This window comes from Paenibacillus herberti, assembly GCF_002233675.1.
Classification (GTDB): domain Bacteria; phylum Bacillota; class Bacilli; order Paenibacillales; family Paenibacillaceae; genus Paenibacillus_O; species Paenibacillus_O herberti.
The window spans coordinates 146,959-168,319 of record NZ_NMUQ01000003.1; the positions used below are offsets into that span (position 1 = coordinate 146,959).

The window sequence follows — 21,361 nt, forward strand, 5'->3', positions numbered from 1 at the left end:
GGCCGTTTTCAGGATAAAACGTAGCGGTTCAAGGATGAAACGCATTCATCAGGGGATGAATGGAAGCGTATTCAGCGAGGGACTACAGCCCGATAAGCTGTTTGAGCTCTTTGAGATGGGTGCGGCTGACCGGAACTTTAGAGCCGTTTTTCATAATTAACGTACAGGTTGAGTGGAACCAGGGCTGAATTTCCGAGATTCCGTCTACATGGACGAGATAGGCGCGATGCACGCGGATAATAGGTGTTCCTTGCAGTTTTTGCTCGAAGGCGACAAGCGGCTCAGTGACACGATAAGTCTGATCTTCCGTGACGAGCAGCGTTTTTCCCTCCTCTGATGCCAAATACAAAATGTTGCTGACCGCCACCAAAATGATGCGCTCCTCAACCGTTATCGCCAGCTTGCCCGTCCGCCCCGGGGCGGAAGCAGAGTGAAGCGGAACCGACGGCTGGCGCTGCCCCCGTCCCTCTTGCAATCGGACGAGCTTGTCCACCGACTGTTGGATACGGTCCTCATCATAGGGCTTGAGAATATAATCGATTGCATTCAGCTCGAACGCCTTGAGTGCATGCTCGTCATAAGCAGTCGCAAACACAATTTCCGGACGCCAGTCCAGCCCTTGCAGCTGCTGCGCCAGCTCTAGTCCGCTTTCTTCCGACAGCTGAATATCGAGAAACACCACATCTGGCTTCGTTTGCCCAATTCCTACCATGGCATCCTCCAGCGACTCGGCCTCGCCAATTACTTCCATCCGTTTCGTTCGCTGCAAAATATAAGTCAGCTCGTCTCTAGCGAGCGGTTCATCCTCTACGATAAACGCCTTCAGCATCTTGTTGTTCCCCCCATGTATGATGGATTAGCGGTACGGTCAACGTGACCTTGGTGCCGGCATTTCGCTCACTTTCCAGGTGAAAGCTGGCGTCACCATCGTAAATTTCCTCGATCCGTTTTTTAATATTGTGCAGCGCCGTTCCGGTTCCCGTTGTTGACTTAATCTTCTGTTTGCCGAGCGAGCCGAGCAGTTCCGGGGAAATTCCGACTCCGTTATCTTCCGTGATCAATACCATGCTGTCTTCCAGTCGATGCGCTCGAATTCTCACTTCTCCAACTCGTTTGCCCTTCAGGGAACCGAACCCATGTCGGACGGCATTCTCGATAAGCGGCTGGAGGGTGAAGGGCGGAATCAGTACCGGCTCCAGCGATGGATCAATATCAAGATGGACCGTGTATTTATCGGGAAAACGGGCTTTTTCTAGGGTCAAATAAGCCTCGACATGCTCCAGTTCTTTGTCCAGCGGGATGAGCATCTGTCTAGCGCCTTGCAGATTGCTGCGGAAGAATACGCCGAGCTTGAGCAGCAGCTTACGCGCCGTTTCTGGGTCTTTGCGGCATAGGACTGAGATCGTGTTAATCGCATTAAAAAGAAAATGAGGATGCACCTGCGCCTGCAGCGCTTTGATTTCCGCATCCTTGAGCAGTCTGCTCTGCTGCTCGGCTTCTGCGAGCTCGAGCTGAGTGGAGAACAGCTTGCTAAGGCCTTCCGCCAGCTCTTGCTCGACCCGATCCATATGGAGCGGGTTCGTAAAATACAGCTTCAAACTGCCGACAGTATGCTGATGCACTTTGAGCGGCAGCACTATCGCTGCCTGCAGCGGGCAGCCTTCATGATTACATTGGATGTCCTCCCGCGATTGCGCCTTTAATAGTCGTCCATGCTCCAGCACATTGCGCGTTAGTTGGGTGGACAGGCTTTGCAGCGGGATATGGTGATCGGAAGCGGCTCCAGCATGAGCCAGCACCTGATCGCGATTCGTAATGGAGATGGCATCCGCATGGGTCCAGCGCAGCATGATCGCCGCAACTTCTCGTGAAGAATTCACATTGAGTCCCTGACGGAAAAAGGGCAGCGTCTGATCAGCGATATGCAGAGCTTTATGTGTCTGTAGGGCGCGTGTCCGTTCTTCCTCTTGTACGATGGATTGCACGAGTAACATGAACAGCAGCGTCCCGAATCCGTTAATCACAATCATTGGAAGGGCGATCATCGTGACTAACTCCAGCGCAGTATCAAAAGGCCGTGCCACCAGCAGGATGATGCCCATTTGCACACATTCCATAATAATTCCGATGAGCACGGCCCACCAGGTCATATTTTTGCCCCTGCGGCGCAGATAAGAGCCGATTAGACCGGTGACAAATCCGGCAAATATCGTGGAAACTCCACAGGCGACCGCCGTAAATCCGCCTAATGAAATACGGTGCAGCCCGGCGATTAACCCGGCTCCGAGGCCGACAAGCGGTCCGCCGAGCAGACCACCCAGTGCTACGCCGAGCACTCGCGTATTCGCGAGAGCGCTGTCATAATCCACTCCGGTTTGCCAAGCTTGCGAGGCAACGATCCCGTTGCTTACTTTGATCCCGGTATAGTTGCTGATGATGCCGAAGATGCCGAATATGGCGATCAGCATGAGCTTTTCCTTGAGACGATGCTCGTGATGGATAATTTGGCGGAATGATCTCATGCGAGACAGCAGAAAAACGACAATCAGCAAAATGCCGACCCGCTCCAGCATGAGCGGCAGCAAATGCAGCATATGCAATCACCTGCTTCATAGGTAGTGGGTTGATTATACCTTATAGGAAGGTGGATGAATTAAGAGATTAATAATATGGAATTAAGAAATTAATTGGATGAAATTAAGAGGAATAAACTGGAACGGGTGATAAGCTGATTTCTGAGATTGATGGAGGGGGAAGATTTTTTGAGACAAAAATTAGGTAGTACGTTGGTTTTATTATTGTGTTTTTGTCTTTTAATGGCGTGTAGCAATAATGCTGAGCTGGATGAAAATACAGAAGCGGCAAGCATATCTGTTTTATATTACGATGAATCTTCCTTTTTTCAAATGTATGGTGATCTTATTCGAGCTGAATTTCCTAACTTAACGCTTGTGGTAATACCGACCAAAGGATTGGATACGAACCAAGTAGAGGAGTTAATGGAGCAAAAACAACCTGATCTTATGGTTATAGATAACTTGGGGTTATTCAGTAGGCTGATTAACGACGGAAAGCTTGCTTCATTAGAATTAGAGTCTGATAAACCGTTCAAATTCGCGGAGATAAACCCAATCATAATAGATTCACTGAAGGAAATAGCAAATGGAAAATTATATGGACTGGTTCCATTTTTCAATTCGAGAGCACTCTTTTATAATAAAAAATTGTTTGACGACAACGGAATAGACTATCCGAAAGATGGGATGACATGGCAGGAAGTTGTGCAGCTCTCAGCTAGATTTTCGGAAGCCAAAGATAGTTATGGTTTAGACCCTTGGTCGTCCGAGATTGATTTTACGTTAAATGTTGTGGGAAAAACGGCTAATCTATCGATCATGCAGGAACAAAGATTAAAAGTACATTTAAATACGAAAGAGTGGAGGGATGTTTTTGAATTAACGACAGAAGCGTTTAAAAGCGGGGCGTTATATGAAGCTGAAAATGGAGCAAGTAAACCGAATATTTCTCTAGAAGAATTAATAAATGGAGATGTTTTCTTAACGGGAAAGGCCGCTATTGCGTATAGAAGTCCCAATTTCATGGCTCAACTTGAGGGGACCGATGTTGAATGGGGAGTGGTTTCACAGCCTATCTCTGAATTGAATCCTGGTCGAGCAAGCGGCATGAGCTTTAACGAAATTATTGCTGTTAATAACAGGGCAGAAAATAAAGATCTTGTGATGAAAGTATTCAAATATATGAACGGTTCAGAAATGACCCGAATTAGATCGAGACAGCTGTTAGGACTTCCGGCTAGGACATTAGACACCTATGGTGGACGCGATATTTCATCCTTGTATCGTTTGAAACCTAACCTAGATATTGAAGACCAGAGTAACATTCCGATTGAATTCTGGGACGAGTTCTACATGAAATCCAATGAACTATTGGCGTTAGTGAAGCAAGATAAGGCTAGTGTCGAGGAGATGCTCACGCAATTGCAAAGCTGGACGGAACAGACAATTCGTGTGTATGTGAGAAGTGGTAAGATCAAGCAATAAGAGGCAAGATCAAGCAATGAGGCAAGATCAAGCGATAGATGTTCTTGTTTTTTTTCAAAATGGAAATTATGGTAAATTAATGGGGGTAGTGATAAGCTTAGAGCAGACGTTTTCCATAAAGGAGGGAGTAAGATGGCTTATAATCCTTACGAGGACAAGTCGCTTCATCTCACTGTTCCAACCGATCCAATTACGGAGCTGCATGATCGTGAAGCGTTCAATGATGTCATCCGTCATGGGGATATTGTGACTGGGTTCCGTATAAGCCGTTCGCTGCAGCATTTGCCGGCTTGGTTGGGTCGTCCTCTGCGTTTTCTTATTTTGGCCTACGTAATCGTGTTTCTTTCACTGGTGATCAAGGACACTGCAGCTTTGCTGCTTCCGTTCTTGCCTTGAAGTTAGAGTATATGCTCTGCGCTGCCGATCCGCCGAAAATGAACTCAAAACCGCCCTTGGGCGGTTTTTTTAAATAGGTTAATGTGACAAATCTACAATATTGTCTTTGACCTTATAAACCACATAATGACGATTCCATATTTGTTTGGCTGTGATGATACTTTCTTGACCCTTCTTTTCGAAAAAATAACCGGACCCTTCTTGACCGACAAAAGTCCATCCTAAACTTTTCATTTTTTCTTTGAGAATTTCAGCTTGATTGGTAGCTTTAGTTAGGTATTCCCCTTCTGTTTCCATCTGAAGTATGGATCGCTCATTTTTGTTTAGTTCGTATATGAGTTTTAAATTATTCCATCCAATATTATTGATATAGAGCCCTGCCGGAATGATTAGGAAAATAAAAGCAAGTCCAACGAAAGTAAGGCCAATTTTTCTTCTCTTCATAAAAATCCCCTCCTTATGCCTCAATCAATACTTACTTGATAATGGTCAGTAATCTTTTCTTGCGTATTCCGCGTCTGAGATGGTGAATGCGTATAACATGTAGCAAGAACAACCTACCCGCCAGCTAGCCAATTTGCTTCATATTCATATGAAGAAGAGCTGAGCCATGCGAAGTCTACCGGTAAAACACGAGTGTCTGCCAACCAATCGTAATCTAACTCTACCAGACACTTCTCTAATTTTTCCAGCTATCCCGCCGAGCAAAGCAAGTAGCCAAAGTTACTTGAGAGCGTCCAAAGCAGCCCCGCCGAGCAAAGCAAGTAGTCAAAGTTACTTGAGAGCGTCCAAAGCAGCTCCGACGAGTAAAGCAAGTAGCCAAAGTTACTTGAGAGCGTCCAAAGCGGCCCCGCCGAGCCAAGCAAGTAGTCAAAGTTACTTGAGAGCGTCCAAAGCGGCCCCGCCGAGCAAAGCAAGTAGTCAAAGTTACTTGAGAANNNGTAGTCAAAGTTACTTGAGAGCGTCCAAAGCAGCCCCGCCGAGCCAAGCAAGTAGTCAAAGTTACTTGAGAGCGTCCAAAGCGGCCCCGCCGAGCAAAGCAAGTAGTCAAAGTTACTTGAGAGCGTCCAAAGCAGCTCCGACGAGTAAAGCAAGTAGTCAAAGTTACTTGAGAGCGTCCAAAGCGGCCCCGCCGAGCAAAGCAAGTAGTCAAAGTTACTTGAGAGCGTCCAAAGCGGCCCCGCCGAGCAAAGCAAGTAGTCAAAGTTACTTGAGAGCGTCCAAAGCGGCCCCGCCGAGCAAAGCAAGTAGTCAAAGTTACTTGAAGCTCCTAGCACTCACCGTTACCGGCGTCCCCACTTCCCCTGCGGAAACCGCGCAAGGGCAATTTTCGAGAAGTTCATGCCTCCGAAAAACAGCTCAAAATCGCCCTTGGGCGGTTTTTTCATTAAAAGTTGCTAAATTAAGTCCGTTTTGGTTAAAAAGGAGATATAAAGCTACTCGTAGAGGAGAGAGATGGATGAAAGAATACAAATTGATGGATGGAAGCCTGCTGCTTGTAGATGGACCGTTGCTGCGCCTGAAACGTCCCGGAAGAGACCCCGAACCGGCAACTGCCGAGCAGGTGTTGCCTGAACTGCTGGAGCTGCTGGATGCACAGCGCATCAGCAAAGTAGCGCGCCTGCAGATGGAGCTTGCCCAAGCGCTGGACGAATCAATGAAGCTAGGGGCGGAAGCGGATGCCAAGGTGGTCATCGATGCTTATCGACCGGTGCTGGGAGAACGAATAGAACATAATGACCCGGTGTATTTTCGTTAACAATAAAATACGACCCGAAAGCTGCTTCAGCAGCTTTCGGGTCGTATTTTTGGTCACGGGTAAAGTATATCGCCCAGTGAAGCCGTATTGCGTAAGTGTAGCAAACTCAGTTTAACTTATTGCTCTTGCTCCTGGGAGAAAGCTTCGGCAGCGGCAGCTGGGTCATAGAACATAACTTCGAACAGATGCCCGTCGAGATCCTCGAAGCTGCGAGTAAACATGAAGCCCATATCCTGCGCTTCAATCGGCTCACTTGCTCCTGCTTCAAGCGCCTTACCGACAATCTCATGCACATGCTCACGGCTGTCAGCCGACAGAGACAGGATAAGCTCGCTCGTGCTGGAGTTGGCAATACCCTTGCGGATGAATTTGCTATAGAACGGGTGAGTCAGCAGCATGATATAGGTATTCTCGTTGACTACTAGGCAACCGGCTTCGTCGTTCGTCATTTCTGCCTTGAATTCCATATCGAGCGCGAGAAAAAACTTCTTGGATCTTTCCAAATCTTGTACAGGAATGTTGATGAAAGTCATCTTAGGGGAATAGGTCATTACAGCCATCTCCTTGTAGAAAAGTAGTATTGCTGCCAGACGGCAGCACAGCGAGAAACGGGTATGTTCCTAATGAGCACTCACTTGTTAGCTTGTCTTTATTTTAGCATTTTAACCGTCTTTTGGTTTCTTCTAGATTGCTATCATGTAGAGAATTTGGCGTAATTCATTGTATTCTGGACATAGCGCGCACTAATCGGAGCAAAGGGAGAGAAAACAATGAAGCTGGAGATTATTGCAACAAGACCTGAGGATGCTTTGGCTGCCGAACGAGGGGGAGCGGATCGCATCGAGCTCGTCACGGGCATGCTGGAGGGGGGACTTACGCCTAGCATTGGCCTAATAGAGGCGGTAGCGGATGCCGTAGCCATTCCCGTTCATGTGATGGTAAGGCCTCACAGCCTCAGCTTCCGGTATGACCGTGCGGAGCTGGAGCTTATGCGCGCGGATATTCGCGCCATTCGGCGCACCCGCGCCGCTGGCATCGTGCTGGGCGTTTTGACGCCGGACGGCCGCGTTGATGAGGTGGCGCTTGAGACACTGCTTGGTGAGGCGGAGCATTTGAACGTGACTTTTCATCGTGCCTTCGATGAAGCTGCTGATTTGTTTGCGGCGCTAGATACACTGACCCGCTACCCGCAGATCAATCGCATCCTCACTTCAGGCGGCCAGCCGTCGGCTCTGGAGGCTGTACCCATGCTCGCGAAGCTCGTCCACGCAAGCTCAGGAAGCGGCATTACCATCCTGGCTGGCAGCGGCTTGAAAGCTCCAGGCCTGGATGAGTTCATACGTGCAACGGGGGTGGATGAGGTGCATGCCGGCTCGGCCGTTCGTGTGGAGGGGCACCCCCTCCGTCCGGTGATGCCGGAGAAGGTTATGGAGCTGCGACATATTTTGGACGGGATTCGGACGCCGGGAAACGAGGGCTAGTCGAGGATGGAGGTGCAACGGAGATTAGTCGAGAATCGCGGCGGTTAGCGCACTTTAGACATAGCTTCAACAGCTGTTGGGCAAGACTTTGTCGAAGCGCAGGTTAACCTTTCCGAAAAATAGATCAAACCTACTACGAGATCGGGACTATATTCCTGATCTTGTTTTTTTTACAAAATTTCATCACTAGAGAACCGATGTGCATGCTACGATAGGGCCACAGCTCGTCCAAAGGGGCGACTGGAACTCAGCATTTCGGAGGAGGATCCGGATGAGGGAGAAACATATTCCCCGTAGATGGAGTAAAAGGCTGCTTAGCGCAATGCTGGTGGCAACGATTGCGCTGCCGACGCAGCTAGCATGGAACGCTGGATCGAATGTCGCGCAGGCGGAAGGAGCAGTCGACCCGGCGCCGTTCATCAAGGCCAAGGTGGTCAACGGCAACGCTGGCAAAAAGATTTTGTTCGACAATGCTCACTCGCAAACCGCAGGCGCGGCCGACTGGGTCATTGACGGAGCGTTCTCGGACTTCGGCAACGCGCTGGCCGACAATGGCTACGACGTGCAGGAGCTGCGCAAGCAGGGACCGATTACGCTGACGGACCTTCAGTCGTATGACGTGTTCGTGACCGCCGAGGCCCAAGTGCCGCTGAAAGCGAGCGAGCAGGCCGCGATGGCTCAGTATGTTGAGAGCGGCGGCAGTATTTTTTTTATCGGGGATCATTATAACGCGGACCGCAACAAAAATCGCTGGGATGGCAACGAGGTGTACAACGGTTACCGCCGCGGCGCCTGGACCAATCCAGCCAAAGGCATGAGTGCCGATGAAATCGCTTCCTCTGCCATGCAAGGCATTGTCAGCTCCGATTGGCTGGCGGACAACTTTGGCATTCGCTTCCGCTACAACGCGCTGGGTGATGTGGACGCGAATGTCGTCGTTGATTCATCGCAATCATTCGGCATTACTCAGGGTGTTGGCTCGGTTGCGATGCATGCTGGATCAACCCTTTCCATCATTGATCCTAACCGTGCCAAAGGACTCGTTTACGTTCCTAAGACGAACAAGAAGTGGGGCAATGCCGTAGACCAGGGCGTCTACAATGGCGGAGGAATCGAAGAGGGTCCTTATGTGGCTGTGTCCAAAAAGGGCGCTGGCAAAGCGGCTTTCATCGGCGATTCCTCGCCCGTTGAGGATGCGACTCCGAAGTATCTTCGCGAGGACACGGGCTCCCGCAAAACGACTTACGATGGCTTCAAGGAGCAGGATGACGCGAAGCTGCTCGTCAATCTGATGAATTGGCTCGCTGTTGACGAGAGCTACACAAGCTTTTCGCAGGTGGATGGGCTTCAGCTCGATCAGCCGACACCGCTGCTTGCCATAGAAGATCCGGCATCCTCTACGGAGCCACAGGCCGAGCCTTGGTCCGCGCCGAACGCCGGTTACAAATGGTATGATCCTGCGACTTACCGCGCCGGCTCCTTTGGTTATACAGGAACGGCGCCAACGCCAACGCCGACGCCGACGGTATCGCCAACCACATCTCCGACGCCGGTTCCGGGTACGGTCAACTACGGCTTCACGAACCAAGCCGTGTTGCCTAGCAGCGGCGCAGAGTTCCCGGTACGCATCACCGCGAGCGGCCTCACGCCGAATGCGAGCGTGTCGGGTTACAGCTTCGGCATCTACACGACGTCGAACGGCTCACAGGTCGCCCAACTGCAAAATGAAGACGGAAGCTGGCCGTCCGCCTATGGCTACAGCTCTGCATTTAGCCTGCAGGCTGACAGCTCGGGCTACGCCTCCAAGCTGCTTAACTTGCGGCTGAAGCCGGGTTCGAGCGGAGCAGCCAACATGCGGCTGCGATTATCCGGCTCGAACTTGAAAACAGTTGCTATCACGCTCGGCGACGTGCCAGCTGAGACGTTGCCGCCAGAGGCGACGCCTGCACCTTCTACAACTCCGATGCCAACGCCGGAGCCGACCGTCGCGCCAACGCCGACACCGGCTCCGACGGCTACACCGACTCCGACGGCTACATCGACTCCGACGGCTACACCGACTCCGACGGCTACACCGACTCCGACGGCTACACCGACTCCGACGGCTACACCGTCTCCCGGGCCAACCGCAACTCCGGCGCCTATCCTGACCATCGCTGAAGCGAGAGCGCTGGCTCCGGGCGCGACGGTTACGATTTCCGGCGTTGTTGCCAGCCAGCCCGGAATCTACGGCGGTGGCGAGTCCTTTTACATTCAGGATGCAACCGGCGGTTTGTACATCTTCCAAAGCACACCTGGTGTAAAACCAGGGGACCGGGTCGTGCTGACTGGCAAGCTGACCCTTTACAACACGGAGTTGGAACTGACCGAGCTTACCGCTATGAACATTGTTGATAATGGGCCGCTCCCGAGGGCTGCATCAGCAAAAACGGCAACTGCGGTCAACCAAGGCATGTTAATCAGCATCGGTGAGGCAGTCATTTCGAACTTGAAGAGTGCTACTCCAACCGGCTCTTTCGAGTTCGATGCGATTGCTGGAGACGTCACGACTCGAGTTCGCGTAGATGCACGTACCGGCTTGAGCTTGAATAGCTTCCCGTACGCCAATGGCGATCGAGTCATGCTGCAGGGAATCTCTTCGATCTTCAGGGATGTTTACCAGCTCAAGCCTCGCGGCTTGCAGGACATTGCCGCTCCGGCGGATCGGACTGCACCCGTCACGGAAATTGCGCTGTCTTCGGCAGCCAATGAAGCTGGCTGGCATAACGGGGAAGTAAGGTTTACGCTGTCGGCTACGGATGACCGAGCTGGCAAAATTACGACATCCTATGCCCTGAATGGCGGTAGCCCTACGTTATATGACGTTCCCGTCTCCATCGGGGAAGGTGTGACGTCGATCGTTTATAATTCCATGGATGCTGCTGGCAACCGCGAGTCCGCCAAAAAGCTGGATGTACGCATTGACCGCACCGTTCCGGTCGTGAAGCTGACGCAGTCCGGAGCTCCGGTAACGAATGCGTTGTTCACGGATACGCTGCGTTTCGAGCTTTCTGCAACCGACGCGTTATCCGGCGTGGTTTCGTCACAGCTCCTGCTGAATGGCCAGCCGCTGGCGAGCGGCCAGGAACTGCTGGCCGCCGACCTTGGCCTCGGCAGCCATAACATCCGCTACATCGTAACGGATGCCGCCGGCAATACAGCCGAACAAACAACGGCATTCCAGATTACCTCTGGCAGCAGCATCGCCAAAGGTGCTCCGGGGGCACCGGTACTGAGTGACAACAACGGTCACCGTACTGGGCTGAAGGACGGAAGTTATACCGTGACGATGAATATGTGGTGGGGCAATAACGGCACAATTTTCCGTCTCTATGAGAACGGCAAGCTGATCCGTACCTCCGTACTGAGCGACAAAACGCCTTCCGCTCAGTCACTGAAAACGGATTTGACCGGCAAGACAAATGGAACTTACATTTACACAGCCGAGCTCACCAACGTTCATGGCGTGACAAAGAGTGCATCCCTCGCTGTACAGGTAACGGACGCGAATCCCGGTAAACCTGCTCTTTCCCATAACAATTGGGATGGCGATGGCAGCTTCCGTGTAACGGCTAATCTGTGGTGGGGCACTAACGCTGCAGAGTATCGCCTGTTCGAGAATGGTGTGCTGATCGACACGCAAACGATGAAAGCTGCAACGCCAAGCGCCCAGAGCGCTTTCACCGATGTAGCGGGACGCGCTCCAGGTACCTACATTTATCATGTTGAGCTGGCCAACGCCGCCGGTATTACGACCAGCGAGATTTTGAGCGTAACAGTGAACAAATAAATGACAGTCTACAAGCGCGAGCGAGTAATCTCGCGGAAACGGAGTCAACACCGAAATTTCAATCCTAATGGGCTAATCGCCTATGAATCAAAACAAGCTGGAGCAGCGCTGCTCCAGCTTGTTTTGATATATTCGGTTTTATCTATTTACCCGGTCGGAACTTGCTTTTTCCGCCATTGCGACACTTCATCCGTCAGCTTGCCATCGTTGCGCTCCACAACCTTGAGGAAGTTCGAAAGCTTCATCAGCAGCGGGCTGGTTTTAGTATCGCCGGCGGCGATAGCCTTTTTATAGGCTTCAAGCGCATCCGGCTGGATCCCATTCGTATCATAATCGAACAGCATCGTGTTGTTGTCGCCGTAGAATACACCCAGTCTGGAGCTATCATAGTGGGCCTTCACCTGTTTGTAGCGATTAGAACCCTTGTAGCTGAGCAGAAACTTCTCCTGGTCCAGGTTGCGCTGGAGCAAATCAGCCCAAGAAATGACGACCGAATTATCTCTCCACACTGGAATACGGGTTTCAAGGGACATTATATCTATATACGACTTGATGTCGGATGAAACATGGGACTTCCATTTTTCATACATAGGGTAGTTGGGCACCAGGCTAAACCAGCCCTCCTCCGTATCAAGGACATATCCCTGATCGCGGGTATCCGATAACAACTTGCGAGTCGCCTCATCCTTCACCTGTTTGAGCAGAGTGGTGTAGGTTCCGCTGCCTCCCTTACTCCAGAGATCATCGAGAGGTGCCCCGACGAAACCTGCCTTTTTCCAGGCGTTACCGATAGATTTTTGCATCTTTTCATCGAATCGCAGACTAAGCTTTTTGAGCGCTGCATTTTGGGCATTTTCTAAGCGAAGCACCATCATGGAAGCGGTCCACCTATCAACCTTGGACAAATTGTTGTTCAAGTAAGCTATAGACTGGGCAAGCTTGCCCGAAGCGAGCAGCTTTATAAAATCCTTGTTGATTTTTTGAAGGGACGACGCATCCGATGGGGCTGCGGTAATAGCGACTTGACCGGGAGCGGGAGCCGGTTGGCCCTCCAAAGCGAATGCTGCGGTTCCTCCGCTTACGGCCATAGATAGTACGAGCAGTGAGGCTGCTGTATTTTTCAAACTCTTTTTCATGATGCAATTACCCTCCTCTGTGGAATGGTTGTGGAGTTGAATGATTACTGTCTCAGACGGTTCTTACGCGGGAATGTTGCAGGGGGAATAGCGGAGTCGGCTCCGCGCCTTGTATTCCTCGCCCCTTCCTATTCTGCATGACCAGCCCCGCTGTTCTCTTGTCCCGTCAATCATTAAGTGAGATAACTATACTTATCAGGAAAGGTTAGGGAGGTTAAAGGATGAACCATGATAAGCTCATTACAATTGGCCTTGGGTATCCCGGGACGAGTGTGAAGACGCCCTTTGAACCGGATCTGCAGGTGCTTTATGTAAAGGAGAAAATGTTCGCGCTGTTCGGCCACACCGGAGAAAACGAAAGCGTCAACCTCAAGACCAGCCCCGATGAGGCCTGGCTGCAGCGGGAAACGTATCCGGGCGCGGTGCTTCCGGGCTATCATATGAACAAACGCCATTGGAATACTGTCGTATTGAATGGGGAAGTACCGGAGGCAGTGGTTGAAAGCATGATGAAGGAAAGCTATCTGCTCGTCGTCGCTGGCATGACTAAAAAGGCACAAGCGGAGCTTGCCGGAAGCCTCAAACGTGCTTTTCCCGAGCTGGGTTGATGGGGATGACTACGCTTCCGAAAGGAGTTCAGGCATGGGCTGGATAGTTGCAATCGGATTTATCTGTGTCGTTGTTTATTTGCGATCCATTCATATCGAGCTGGTGAAGTTGAATGCGCGGGACAAAAATGATGAGGGGAACCAATAAACGTTGAGGGGTCTTTCTAGGAAAATGCAGCAAACATCAAAGTCAAAAAATGAGCGGGCAGCTAAGTCCGGGAAGGACTTGCTGCCCGCTCGATTGAAGTGAGCTTAAGCTTGGCTGGCTTTCTGCTCGGTTGTGATCATCCAGTTCACGCCATACTTGTCCGTCAGTTGGCCGAACAATGTACCCCAGAACGCCTTCTCCAAAGGTTGGCGGATCTCGGCTCCAACTGCGAGATTATCAAATGCGCGATGAGCCTCTTCATCCTCCTGGTATTCCAGCGCCAGGTACAAGGCGTTGCCGTTCTGCTGGGACAGGAAGCTGTCGGTCAAGAACAGCGGAACACCGGCTACTGTAACTGCCATATGTAACACTTTGTCCGGGGCGTTCTCTTCCGCGCCTGGAATATCCTTGTGCGTCATGACCGAGAGAACCTCGCCGCCAAGTGATTCAATATAGAAGTTCGCTTGAGCCCGTGCGTCCTCGCACATCAGATAAGGGGTTAATTTCGTCATTCCATATCATCCTTCCAGAAGGGGTTCGACTTGATTTCATCAGTATAGCATGCCCCATATTAGGATATTTCTTCTGGATTATCAAAATAACTGTTTATCTACTAAAATGATAGCGCTATCATAAAGCGAAGGCATGGTGATTGGCGAATGGAGGCTTACACCCGGGTACTCATTGAACGGATGGGTATGCTGCTCATTCTGATGTTTATAATGACGAGGCTGCCGTTGTTCCGCATGTTGCTGGACCGCGCCGTTACACTGAAAACGGGCGTGCTGTACGCCGTCATGTTCGGGCTCATCGGCATCGCCGGTACGCATGCTGGCGTGCTGGCCGGGCCGGAAGGCATGGATGCCCGCTTCTGGATTCGTGGAGTAGATAGCGGCCGATAATCGGCCTGTTGGCAGGGCTGGTGGCTCTATTTTTCTATGAGGAGCGCATTATAGCACCGATTAAAGCTTTTTTTATCGGCGTGTTCGCTCCGATTCTGCAGATGGGAATCATCCTGATTTACACGACCTCCTCGCCGGAGTCGATTCGTCTCGTCAATGAGATCGGAGTGCCGATGGTGCTGGCGAGCAGTATCGGTATCGCACTATTCGTCGCGATGATTCAGGTTGCGCTGAGAGAGCAGGAGCGGGCTGGAGCAGTCGAGACGCAGCGTGCGCTCGCTGTTGCCGGTACGGTACTGCCTCATTTGGAGCAAAAGCTTACAGAGGAAAGCGCTGCGGAGGCGGCTCGCGTGTTGTCCATGACGCTGAGCGTTGATGCCGTTGCGGTGACGGATATGACATCTGTCCTCGCTTACACAGGGCCGGGGATGGAAAGAAGCCGCCCGGAGCATCCAGCTGTATCCGCTCTGTGTCAAAAGGCTGTCCGTACCGGCGAGATTGTGGTGGCAGAGCTTGCGGCCTATGCGGACAGCTCTCCATCCCAAGCGGCAGGAGGGCAGCTGAAGCAGAAGCTGACAGCCCTCGCTCGCAGAGGGACGCTGGAGGGGAAACAAGGCCCTGGCGCGGTCGTACTGATTCCATTCCAGCAGGCCGGGCAGCCAGTCGGGATGTTACAGCTGTTCTATCGTAGCCGCAAGCATGTGTGCGCGAGCCGCTTGATCGGCGGTGTGGTGCAAGTATCGGTCAGACGAGAGGGAGGAGCAATCCGAATTGGCGTCCAGGACAACGGGATCGGCATTCGACCGGAGCTGCTGTCCTCCCTCGGGCTAATGCCTTTGGAAAGCGGCGAAGAATCGAGCGGAATATCGTCCACAGCGGGCAACGGACTTGGTGTGTACAACGTCAATGAGCGGCTGATTCGGCTCGTCGGAGCAGAGGCTGCGCTCCATTATAGGAATCTGCCGGAAGAGGGCAGTCGGGTGGAATTCCGTTTGCCCGGGGAGAGGAGGGAACATTATGAAGGAGAAGCTTACCGTGCTGATCGCAGACGATGAGCGGCTGGCGCGCGAGGAGCTGGTGTACTTGTTATCGCGGGAGCGGGATGTAGAGCTGTTAGAGCCGGCTTGCAGCGGGCGGGAGGTGATCGAGTCCGCACGTCGGCATAAACCGGATGCGATATTCCTCGATGTGGAAATGCCGGAGATGAACGGACTGCAGGCAGCGCAAACTTTGCGCGAGGAGTCGTTGCTTCCCATGATTGTGTTCACAACGGCTTATGAACATTATGCGGTGAAGGCTTTTGGTGTTGAGGCGGTCGATTATTTGCTAAAACCTTACGACGAGCAAAGGCTGGGAATCGCGTTGCAGCGGCTTAGGCAGCGAAAGGTAACCAAGCAAGCTGGGCTCTCGTCGGCTGGGGAGCAGGTTTCAAGTGATGATACAGCTGAGGCCTCCGGTGGCGAATACGCAGGGACTCCTTCATCCGAAGACGGCGCTGTCAAGCAAGAGCCTGTGTTTACGGACCGTGATGCATCCGCGATTTTTGCTGGAGCTTCGGAAGGGGACCGTCCTTCGGCAGTAACTGCGGGACAGATGCCCTCTAGCCGCAAGGTGCGCTTGCTTGTTGAGGATGGGGGCCGCATGGTCGTGTTGGACGGCAGCTCGCTGCTATTTGCGATGAAGGAGGACAAGCATACCCGTATCCGCATGGCGGACGGGACGGAGTACTCAGCGAGGCAGACGCTGCAAGAGCTGGAAGAGCGGCTTGGTCCGGATTTTTTTCGGCCGCATCGCAGTTATCTCATTAACCTGGACCAGGTTCGCGAGATCCAGCCCTGGTTCAATGGGGCGTACAACGCCGTTATGAATCATGCCGAGGAAATCAAGATTCCGGTATCGCGTACTGCGGCCAAGGAAATGATGCGTCTGCTGCAGGAAGGCAGCTAGGCGTATCCGACAGAAGTAATAATTTTCTTCAATAGCTCAAATGGAATAATGAATATAAAAAGATGACCCTCGAATCGAGGGTCATCTCCTAACCGCGTATCTCCGCGGCGGGTTGTTTAAATTTTCCAGAAAAAATGAATTGAACACAAAACACCGCCATGATATAATCTTCAGCGGTATTGATAAATTAAAATATGAGGTGTAGGTGTTTCATTCCTAATTTAATTCTACACCCGGAACTTTGATTTGTCAATTCTCTTTTTATCCCAAAAAAAGGGAAAAGGAGTGTGTTCAGAGAGATGAAATCGAAGGACTGGCAAGAAGAGCAGGGTCGGCTAGAACGAGTCAGAAACAAGCTGCAGGCGAGAATTACCGAGTTGGAGCCGGAGGTTACTGGATTACGTGATCAGGCTACGGACATGCGCAAGCGGTTTTGGGAAGATGTTACGATCAACACAAGTACGGACGAAGATTTCGAAGAAACTTTCCACAACATTAACCAGCAATCCGCGGTACTAGCCGAACGGGAGCGTGGCCACAAGCTGTTGACGCAGCAATGGAAAAACCTGAAACGTCTGCTTCCGTCTCCTTATTTCGGACGTATCGACTTTCAGGAGAATGGCTCGGATCCCATGGAGCAGATTTATATCGGCGTATCTTCCTTTGTTGACAGGGACGGATTGAGTTTTCTCATTTATGACTGGAGAACGCCGATAGCGAGCATGTACTACGATTACTCCCCCGGCCGGGCGTCATATGTTACACCTGCTGGAGGAATCGAAGGGACGATGGAGCTCAAACGGCAGTTTCAGATTCAAAACGGGCAAATCCGCAACATGTTTGACGCAAGTGAAACGATCGGAGACGAATTGCTGCAGCAAGTGCTCGGCACAGGCGCGGACTCGCAAATGAAGACTATCGTGGCGACGATTCAGAAGGAGCAAAACGCAATTATTCGCAATGACAAAAGCCGGATGCTGATCGTACAAGGGGCGGCTGGCAGCGGTAAAACTTCTGCGGCTTTGCAGCGGGTGGCGTACTTGCTGTACAGGCATCGTCAGACGATTAAGGCCGATCAGATCGTTCTTTTTTCACCGAATCCGATGTTTACCAGTTATATCTCCACGGTCCTTCCGGAGCTCGGTGAAGAGAATATGCAGCAGACGACTTTTCAAGAATATATCGACTATTGGTTAGGTTCCTCGTTAAGGCCGGAGGATCCCTTTGATGGGATTGAATATGTGCTGACCGCACAAGGAACGCCGGGTTATGAGGCTCGTCTTCAGGGGATTCAATATAAAACGTCGGAGGCTTTCCTGCAAGCTCTGCAGAACTACGGAACTTGGTTGGGGCGGGAAGGTATGCGATTCAAAGGAATTCGGATTCGGGACCGCATTTTGATTACCGCGAAGCAAATGAGAGAGAAATTTTACAGTTATGACCGTTCCCTGCCATTGTTCAATCGTGTTGTGCTCTTGCAGGAATGGCTGCTGAATGAACTGGCTGCTCTGGAACGCATGGAACGGGAAGCGCCCTGGGTACAGGAAGAGCTGAACTATCTCGACAGCGACCAGTACGCGGAAGTGTTCGGAACGCTGCATAGGGACCGGGAAGTATTCGACCTTGCGGAACATTACGCCGCAGTTCGCGAGAAAGTAATCAAAAAGCGCCGCGAAGATGAAGGCGACTTTGACTTTGCCCAGAAGGAGGAGGATCTGCTCCGGCGAACGATCGTGAAAGATATCTTTAAACCGCTAAGGAAAAGGGTGAGAAAATTCTCGTTTGTTGATTTCAAAGGCATATATGGCCAATTGTTTGACGACGAAGCTGCTTATCGGGAGAAAACGAATGAGGCTGTCCTTCCCTCACTGTGGCCAGAAATATGCAGACAAACCAAGGAAACGCTGACCCGGAACGAGTTGTTTCACGAAGATGCAACTCCGTATTTGTATGTAAAAGAACTGATCGAAGGCGTCCGGACGAACACGGAAATCCAGTATGTATTTGTTGATGAGGGTCAGGACTATTCGGCGTTTCAATATGAATATCTTAAAAAGCTGTTTCCTCGTGCTCGGATGACGGTGCTCGGTGATTTTGGGCAAGCGATTTTCATGCAGTCTACAAGTTTAGATGCACCGGATTCGCCGCTGGTGCGGCTTTATGGCGAAGCCGAAACAAGGTTAATCCGCCTTGTGCGTAGTTATCGTTCCACTCGGGAGATTGTGGAGTTCACGAGGTTGATGCTTCCAGGCGGCGAGGAAATTGCTCCGTTTGAAAGGGGAGGCCAGAAGCCCCAGTTGGTGGGACTGGACGGCGGGGAGGAGCGTGACGCGCAAATTATGGCAAACATCGCAGCGCTCAGAGCTGAGGGTTTCCATTCCATCGCCGTCATAACGAAGACTGCAGCCGAAAGCCGGGAGGCCTATGAATCGTTACGGGCTCATGGGGGCGAAGCTTTGCAGCTCATTACGAAGGAGACACAAAACTTTGAAAAAGGAGCCATGGTCATTCCCGTGTATCTCGCCAAAGGTGTCGAATTCGATGCCGTTTTGATCTATGATGCTTCGCCCGCAGCTTACGGCCGGGACAATGAACGCAAGCTTCTTTATACAGCATGTACGCGAGCGATGCACCGGCTTTATCTTTACTCAACGGGCGATTGGTCGCCTTTTGTGGGGGCATTGCCCCCGAATTTGTATGAAAAAGCGTCAAATTGACGCAAGCCATATACAGCTCGATGAGCAGAAAGCAGGGATCTATGTCAGCTCCTACAGGAACAAAATCGATGGCAGTCGGCGGGGACAACTTCTCGCTAAAAGCCATTCTTCCGCCGCTCCTGGCGATCATTGCCGGAATGATCATGGTCATTCTCGACAGCACCGTCGTTAATAATGCCATTCCCAATCTCGTTGATTACTTTGAGACCGATTTGAAGACGATTCAATGGACCGTCACCGGTTATACGCTGGCTTTATCCGCCGTTATCCCGCTTGCTGGGTGGATGACCGATCGATTCGGCTCCAAGCAAGTTTTCATGATCACGATCGCCCTGTTCACGATCGGCTCCGTGTTATGCGGCATCGCGCAAACGCCGGAACAGCTGATCATTTACCGCATCATCCAAGGCTTGGGCGGCGGCATGGTGGCCCCAATCGGGATGGCCATGGTGTTCAAGCTCGCGCCTCCAGAGCGTCGCGGATCAATTATGGGCCTGCTCGGCATCCCGATGCTGATGGCGCCTGCGTTCGGTCCGGTGTTATCCGGCTGGCTAGTCGAATCGGTCAGCTGGCACTGGATTTTCATTATCAATCTGCCGATCGGCATTATTGCTTTTATTTTAGCGTATAAATATTTGCCGAAATCCGATCGCCATGCGGCCCCTCATCTGGATATAATCGGCATGTGTCTCGCGCCGATCGCCTTTTCCATGTTGGCATACGGCGTAAGTGAAGGCGGCACCAGCTGGTCCTCCACTTCGACGATTACGGGTTTGACCGTTGGCGGCATCGCGCTCATCCTTTTCATCATTGTGGAACTGAGACAGAAGCATCCGCTGCTGGAGCTAAAAGTGTTCAAATCATCCGACTTTACTCGCAGTATTATCCTCACATGGATCGTACAGCTTGCGTTGTTCGGCGCTATGCTGATCGTGCCGCTATACCTGCAAGGGGTCATGAAATATACTGCGCTTGAAGCAGGCTGGATTTTGATGCCGCAGGCGTTATGCGCGGGGCTCGCCATGCCGATTAGCGGCAGGCTGTTTGACAAGATCGGTGCGCGTCCGCTCGCTTTCGCCGGTCTTACCGTCATTTCCGCGTCCCTGTTCACCTTGTCCCGCATATCGGTAGATACTTCGCTGTGGGTTATTATCCTGTGCATGTGCGTCATCGGACTTGGCATGGGTTTCACCATGATGCCACTTAACACGCATGTCCTGAACTCTGCGCCTCGCCATCTGGTGGGCCGGGTTACACCGCTCACAACAGCGGCTCAGCAAGTCGTCGTTTCGTTCGCGGTCGCAGGCTTAACGGGTTATCTGACGACACAAATCGCTGCCCACGTTGCAAGCGGGGGAGCAAACGCCAATCCGCTGACCGCCGCCGTCGCGGGTTATGGCGACACGTTTTTCCTGTCCGCATGCATCGTGAGCGCTGGCGCCGCATTTACACTAATTCTGCGTAAACCGAGGCAGCAGGCAGAAGCGGGAACAGCAGCCGGTGGCGACAATCCGGACCCGGCGATGATGGCGGGTCACTAATCGCGAATTATAAAATAACTTTTATAGAAGAGGTGCGGATGACAATGGATTCGAATGAGCTCGTAAACAAACAAATTACTGATCTTGCCAGCAACAACGAACAAACGGCATTCGCGGCCATTAAAGAGCTTAAACGTACGGGCAAGGAAGCCGTTCCTTCGCTGATCCATGCCCTCGGAGAACCGGGATCGCTTCGTACGATGGCGGTCGTTGTGCTCGGCGAATTAGGCCAGGATGCTGCTGAGGCTGTTCCTGCTCTGGCGGAACTACTGCTAGAGGATCATGAGGAAACCCAAATGGCGACAGCTTTAACGCTGTTCCGAATCGGCGCATCGAGCCTTCCGCCTTTGTTCAGTCTCGTCCAGCGGCAGGAAAGCGGAACTGCCTTCTGGGCTTCATGGGCGATCGTCATGATTGATCCGAAACAGGCCAGCCCTGGCATGATCGAAGTTTTGAATAAAGAGCGCGAGTCGTCCACCAGTAGGATTAAACCTTTTGCAGCTGAGGAAGCGCTCGGTAAAGCAATCGCGGCGGAGCTGGAGAAACAAGGGGAGCTGGAGTAATCCGAGCCCGGTGAGCTGGCCGGAACAAGGGGGTGTCCCAAAAGCCCCCTTCAATCTAAACGTAATTAATATCAGAAAAAAGGGGAGAAGACTGAGCTTGGCTCAGTCTTCTCCCCTTTTTTCTGTGACTCGGCGGGAGCCGCATTCGGCCCAAGCAAGAAACTACGACTACTTCCGCCCTGAACTCTCCAGAATTAGGGGGCCAACCCGCTTTAACCATTCAGCGCCGAATATCATCCTTTCAAGGAGCGGATTCAACGTTTCGCGCCAAGT

The 21,361-nt window shown here is 51.7% G+C and carries 18 protein-coding genes; 12 read left to right on the forward strand and 6 right to left on the reverse strand.

Annotation, left to right across the window (positions count from 1 at the left end):
* Positions 1-82: 82 nt before the first annotated feature.
* A complete protein-coding gene (locus tag CGZ75_RS20150; protein WP_089526085.1) occupies positions 83-829 on the reverse strand; it encodes a LytR/AlgR family response regulator transcription factor in 747 nt (248 codons plus the stop codon).
* On the reverse strand, positions 801-2,594 hold the full coding sequence (locus CGZ75_RS20155; RefSeq protein ID WP_089526086.1) for a sensor histidine kinase: 1,794 nt from the start codon (positions 2,592-2,594) through the stop codon (positions 801-803). The genes CGZ75_RS20150 and CGZ75_RS20155 overlap by 29 nt, the downstream gene beginning before the upstream one ends.
* A 168-nt stretch (positions 2,595-2,762) precedes the next feature.
* On the opposite strand from CGZ75_RS20155, the gene CGZ75_RS20160 reads away from it, so the two are divergent.
* Both CGZ75_RS20160 and CGZ75_RS20165 read left to right on the forward strand, forming a co-directional pair.
* On the forward strand, positions 2,763-4,061 hold the full coding sequence (locus CGZ75_RS20160; protein WP_176444937.1) for an extracellular solute-binding protein: 1,299 nt from the start codon (positions 2,763-2,765) through the stop codon (positions 4,059-4,061).
* A 132-nt stretch (positions 4,062-4,193) separates the two neighbouring features.
* The gene (locus tag CGZ75_RS20165; protein ID WP_089526088.1) at positions 4,194-4,457 is read left to right on the forward strand and encodes a hypothetical protein; all 264 of its coding nucleotides are present in this window, start codon (positions 4,194-4,196) and stop codon (positions 4,455-4,457) included.
* Positions 4,458-4,535: 78 nt separating this feature from the next.
* On the opposite strand, the gene CGZ75_RS20170 is transcribed toward CGZ75_RS20165, so the two are convergent.
* Positions 4,536-4,901 carry a hypothetical protein gene (locus CGZ75_RS20170; RefSeq protein ID WP_089526089.1) on the reverse strand — a complete coding sequence of 122 codons (366 nt, stop codon included), beginning with the start codon at positions 4,899-4,901 and terminating at the stop codon, positions 4,536-4,538.
* Positions 4,902-5,916: 1,015 nt separating this feature from the next.
* On the opposite strand from CGZ75_RS20170, the gene CGZ75_RS20175 reads away from it, so the two are divergent.
* A complete protein-coding gene (locus tag CGZ75_RS20175; RefSeq protein WP_089526090.1) occupies positions 5,917-6,216 on the forward strand; it encodes a hypothetical protein in 300 nt (99 codons plus the stop codon).
* Positions 6,217-6,332: 116 nt separating this feature from the next.
* Here the strand turns inward: CGZ75_RS20175 and CGZ75_RS20180 are convergent, their stop codons facing one another.
* Entirely contained in the window at positions 6,333-6,767 is a 435-nt protein-coding gene (locus CGZ75_RS20180) for a VOC family protein (protein WP_089526091.1), read from the reverse strand.
* A 219-nt stretch (positions 6,768-6,986) separates the two neighbouring features.
* Between CGZ75_RS20180 and CGZ75_RS20185 the strand changes: the two genes are divergently transcribed.
* Together CGZ75_RS20185 and CGZ75_RS26080 are read left to right on the forward strand one after the other, a co-directional pair.
* The gene (locus CGZ75_RS20185; RefSeq protein ID WP_089526092.1) at positions 6,987-7,697 is read left to right on the forward strand and encodes a copper homeostasis protein CutC; all 711 of its coding nucleotides are present in this window, start codon (positions 6,987-6,989) and stop codon (positions 7,695-7,697) included.
* A 271-nt stretch (positions 7,698-7,968) separates the two neighbouring features.
* A complete protein-coding gene (locus CGZ75_RS26080; RefSeq protein ID WP_425436529.1) occupies positions 7,969-11,526 on the forward strand; it encodes a chitinase N-terminal domain-containing protein in 3,558 nt (1,185 codons plus the stop codon).
* A 146-nt stretch (positions 11,527-11,672) separates the two neighbouring features.
* On the opposite strand, the gene CGZ75_RS20195 is transcribed toward CGZ75_RS26080, so the two are convergent.
* A complete protein-coding gene (locus tag CGZ75_RS20195) occupies positions 11,673-12,662 on the reverse strand; it encodes a hypothetical protein (RefSeq protein ID WP_089526093.1) in 990 nt (329 codons plus the stop codon).
* 221 nt (positions 12,663-12,883) lie between these two features.
* On the opposite strand from CGZ75_RS20195, the gene CGZ75_RS20200 reads away from it, so the two are divergent.
* Positions 12,884-13,270, forward strand: coding sequence for an MmcQ/YjbR family DNA-binding protein (locus CGZ75_RS20200; protein ID WP_089526094.1), 387 nt, complete (start codon positions 12,884-12,886; stop codon positions 13,268-13,270).
* Positions 13,271-13,522: 252 nt separating this feature from the next.
* Here the strand turns inward: CGZ75_RS20200 and CGZ75_RS20205 are convergent, their stop codons facing one another.
* Complete coding sequence (locus tag CGZ75_RS20205) at positions 13,523-13,930, reverse strand: VOC family protein (RefSeq protein ID WP_089526095.1); 408 nt, start codon at positions 13,928-13,930, stop codon at positions 13,523-13,525.
* Positions 13,931-14,077: 147 nt separating this feature from the next.
* On the opposite strand from CGZ75_RS20205, the gene CGZ75_RS20210 reads away from it, so the two are divergent.
* The 6 genes from CGZ75_RS20210 to CGZ75_RS20235 all read left to right on the forward strand — a co-directional run bounded on the left by CGZ75_RS20210 (position 14,078) and on the right by CGZ75_RS20235 (position 21,088).
* Positions 14,078-14,320 (forward strand): hypothetical protein, encoded by a 243-nt coding sequence (locus CGZ75_RS20210; protein ID WP_141136842.1) that lies wholly within the window; start codon positions 14,078-14,080, stop codon positions 14,318-14,320.
* Positions 14,321-14,340: 20 nt separating this feature from the next.
* On the forward strand, positions 14,341-15,375 hold the full coding sequence (locus CGZ75_RS20215) for an ATP-binding protein (RefSeq protein WP_176444939.1): 1,035 nt from the start codon (positions 14,341-14,343) through the stop codon (positions 15,373-15,375).
* Positions 15,338-16,267: a LytR/AlgR family response regulator transcription factor gene (locus CGZ75_RS20220; protein ID WP_089526098.1), complete on the forward strand. Its 930-nt coding sequence runs from the start codon at positions 15,338-15,340 to the stop codon at positions 16,265-16,267. Before CGZ75_RS20215 ends, CGZ75_RS20220 begins: the two co-directional genes overlap by 38 nt.
* A gap of 299 nt (positions 16,268-16,566) precedes the next feature.
* Positions 16,567-18,984 carry an RNA polymerase recycling motor HelD gene (gene helD, locus CGZ75_RS20225; RefSeq protein WP_089526099.1) on the forward strand — a complete coding sequence of 806 codons (2,418 nt, stop codon included), beginning with the start codon at positions 16,567-16,569 and terminating at the stop codon, positions 18,982-18,984.
* A gap of 41 nt (positions 18,985-19,025) precedes the next feature.
* Positions 19,026-20,525 carry a DHA2 family efflux MFS transporter permease subunit gene (locus CGZ75_RS20230; RefSeq protein WP_089526100.1) on the forward strand — a complete coding sequence of 500 codons (1,500 nt, stop codon included), beginning with the start codon at positions 19,026-19,028 and terminating at the stop codon, positions 20,523-20,525.
* A gap of 44 nt (positions 20,526-20,569) precedes the next feature.
* Positions 20,570-21,088 carry a HEAT repeat domain-containing protein gene (locus CGZ75_RS20235; RefSeq protein WP_089526101.1) on the forward strand — a complete coding sequence of 173 codons (519 nt, stop codon included), beginning with the start codon at positions 20,570-20,572 and terminating at the stop codon, positions 21,086-21,088.
* Positions 21,089-21,361: the final 273 nt, after the last annotated feature.

Excerpts from the sequence above, each read along its gene's own strand:
- CGZ75_RS20150 (WP_089526085.1), bottom strand. The coding sequence starts at position 829 with ATGCTGAAGGCGTTTATCGTAGAGGATGAACCGCTCGCTAGAGACGAG.
- CGZ75_RS20155 (WP_089526086.1), bottom strand. The coding sequence starts at position 2,594 with ATGCTGCATTTGCTGCCGCTCATGCTGGAGCGGGTCGGCATTTTGCTG.
- CGZ75_RS20165 (WP_089526088.1), top strand. The coding sequence starts at position 4,194 with ATGGCTTATAATCCTTACGAGGACAAGTCGCTTCATCTCACTGTTCCA.
- CGZ75_RS20170 (WP_089526089.1), bottom strand. The coding sequence starts at position 4,901 with ATGAAGAGAAGAAAAATTGGCCTTACTTTCGTTGGACTTGCTTTTATT.
- CGZ75_RS20175 (WP_089526090.1), top strand. The coding sequence starts at position 5,917 with ATGAAAGAATACAAATTGATGGATGGAAGCCTGCTGCTTGTAGATGGA.
- CGZ75_RS20180 (WP_089526091.1), bottom strand. The coding sequence starts at position 6,767 with ATGACCTATTCCCCTAAGATGACTTTCATCAACATTCCTGTACAAGAT.
- CGZ75_RS20185 (WP_089526092.1), top strand. The coding sequence starts at position 6,987 with ATGAAGCTGGAGATTATTGCAACAAGACCTGAGGATGCTTTGGCTGCC.
- CGZ75_RS26080 (WP_425436529.1), top strand. The coding sequence starts at position 7,969 with ATGAGGGAGAAACATATTCCCCGTAGATGGAGTAAAAGGCTGCTTAGC.
- CGZ75_RS20195 (WP_089526093.1), bottom strand. The coding sequence starts at position 12,662 with ATGAAAAAGAGTTTGAAAAATACAGCAGCCTCACTGCTCGTACTATCT.
- CGZ75_RS20200 (WP_089526094.1), top strand. The coding sequence starts at position 12,884 with ATGAACCATGATAAGCTCATTACAATTGGCCTTGGGTATCCCGGGACG.
- CGZ75_RS20205 (WP_089526095.1), bottom strand. The coding sequence starts at position 13,930 with ATGACGAAATTAACCCCTTATCTGATGTGCGAGGACGCACGGGCTCAA.
- CGZ75_RS20210 (WP_141136842.1), top strand. The coding sequence starts at position 14,078 with ATGGAGGCTTACACCCGGGTACTCATTGAACGGATGGGTATGCTGCTC.
- CGZ75_RS20220 (WP_089526098.1), top strand. The coding sequence starts at position 15,338 with ATGAAGGAGAAGCTTACCGTGCTGATCGCAGACGATGAGCGGCTGGCG.
- helD (WP_089526099.1), top strand. The coding sequence starts at position 16,567 with ATGAAATCGAAGGACTGGCAAGAAGAGCAGGGTCGGCTAGAACGAGTC.
- CGZ75_RS20230 (WP_089526100.1), top strand. The coding sequence starts at position 19,026 with ATGTCAGCTCCTACAGGAACAAAATCGATGGCAGTCGGCGGGGACAAC.
- CGZ75_RS20235 (WP_089526101.1), top strand. The coding sequence starts at position 20,570 with ATGGATTCGAATGAGCTCGTAAACAAACAAATTACTGATCTTGCCAGC.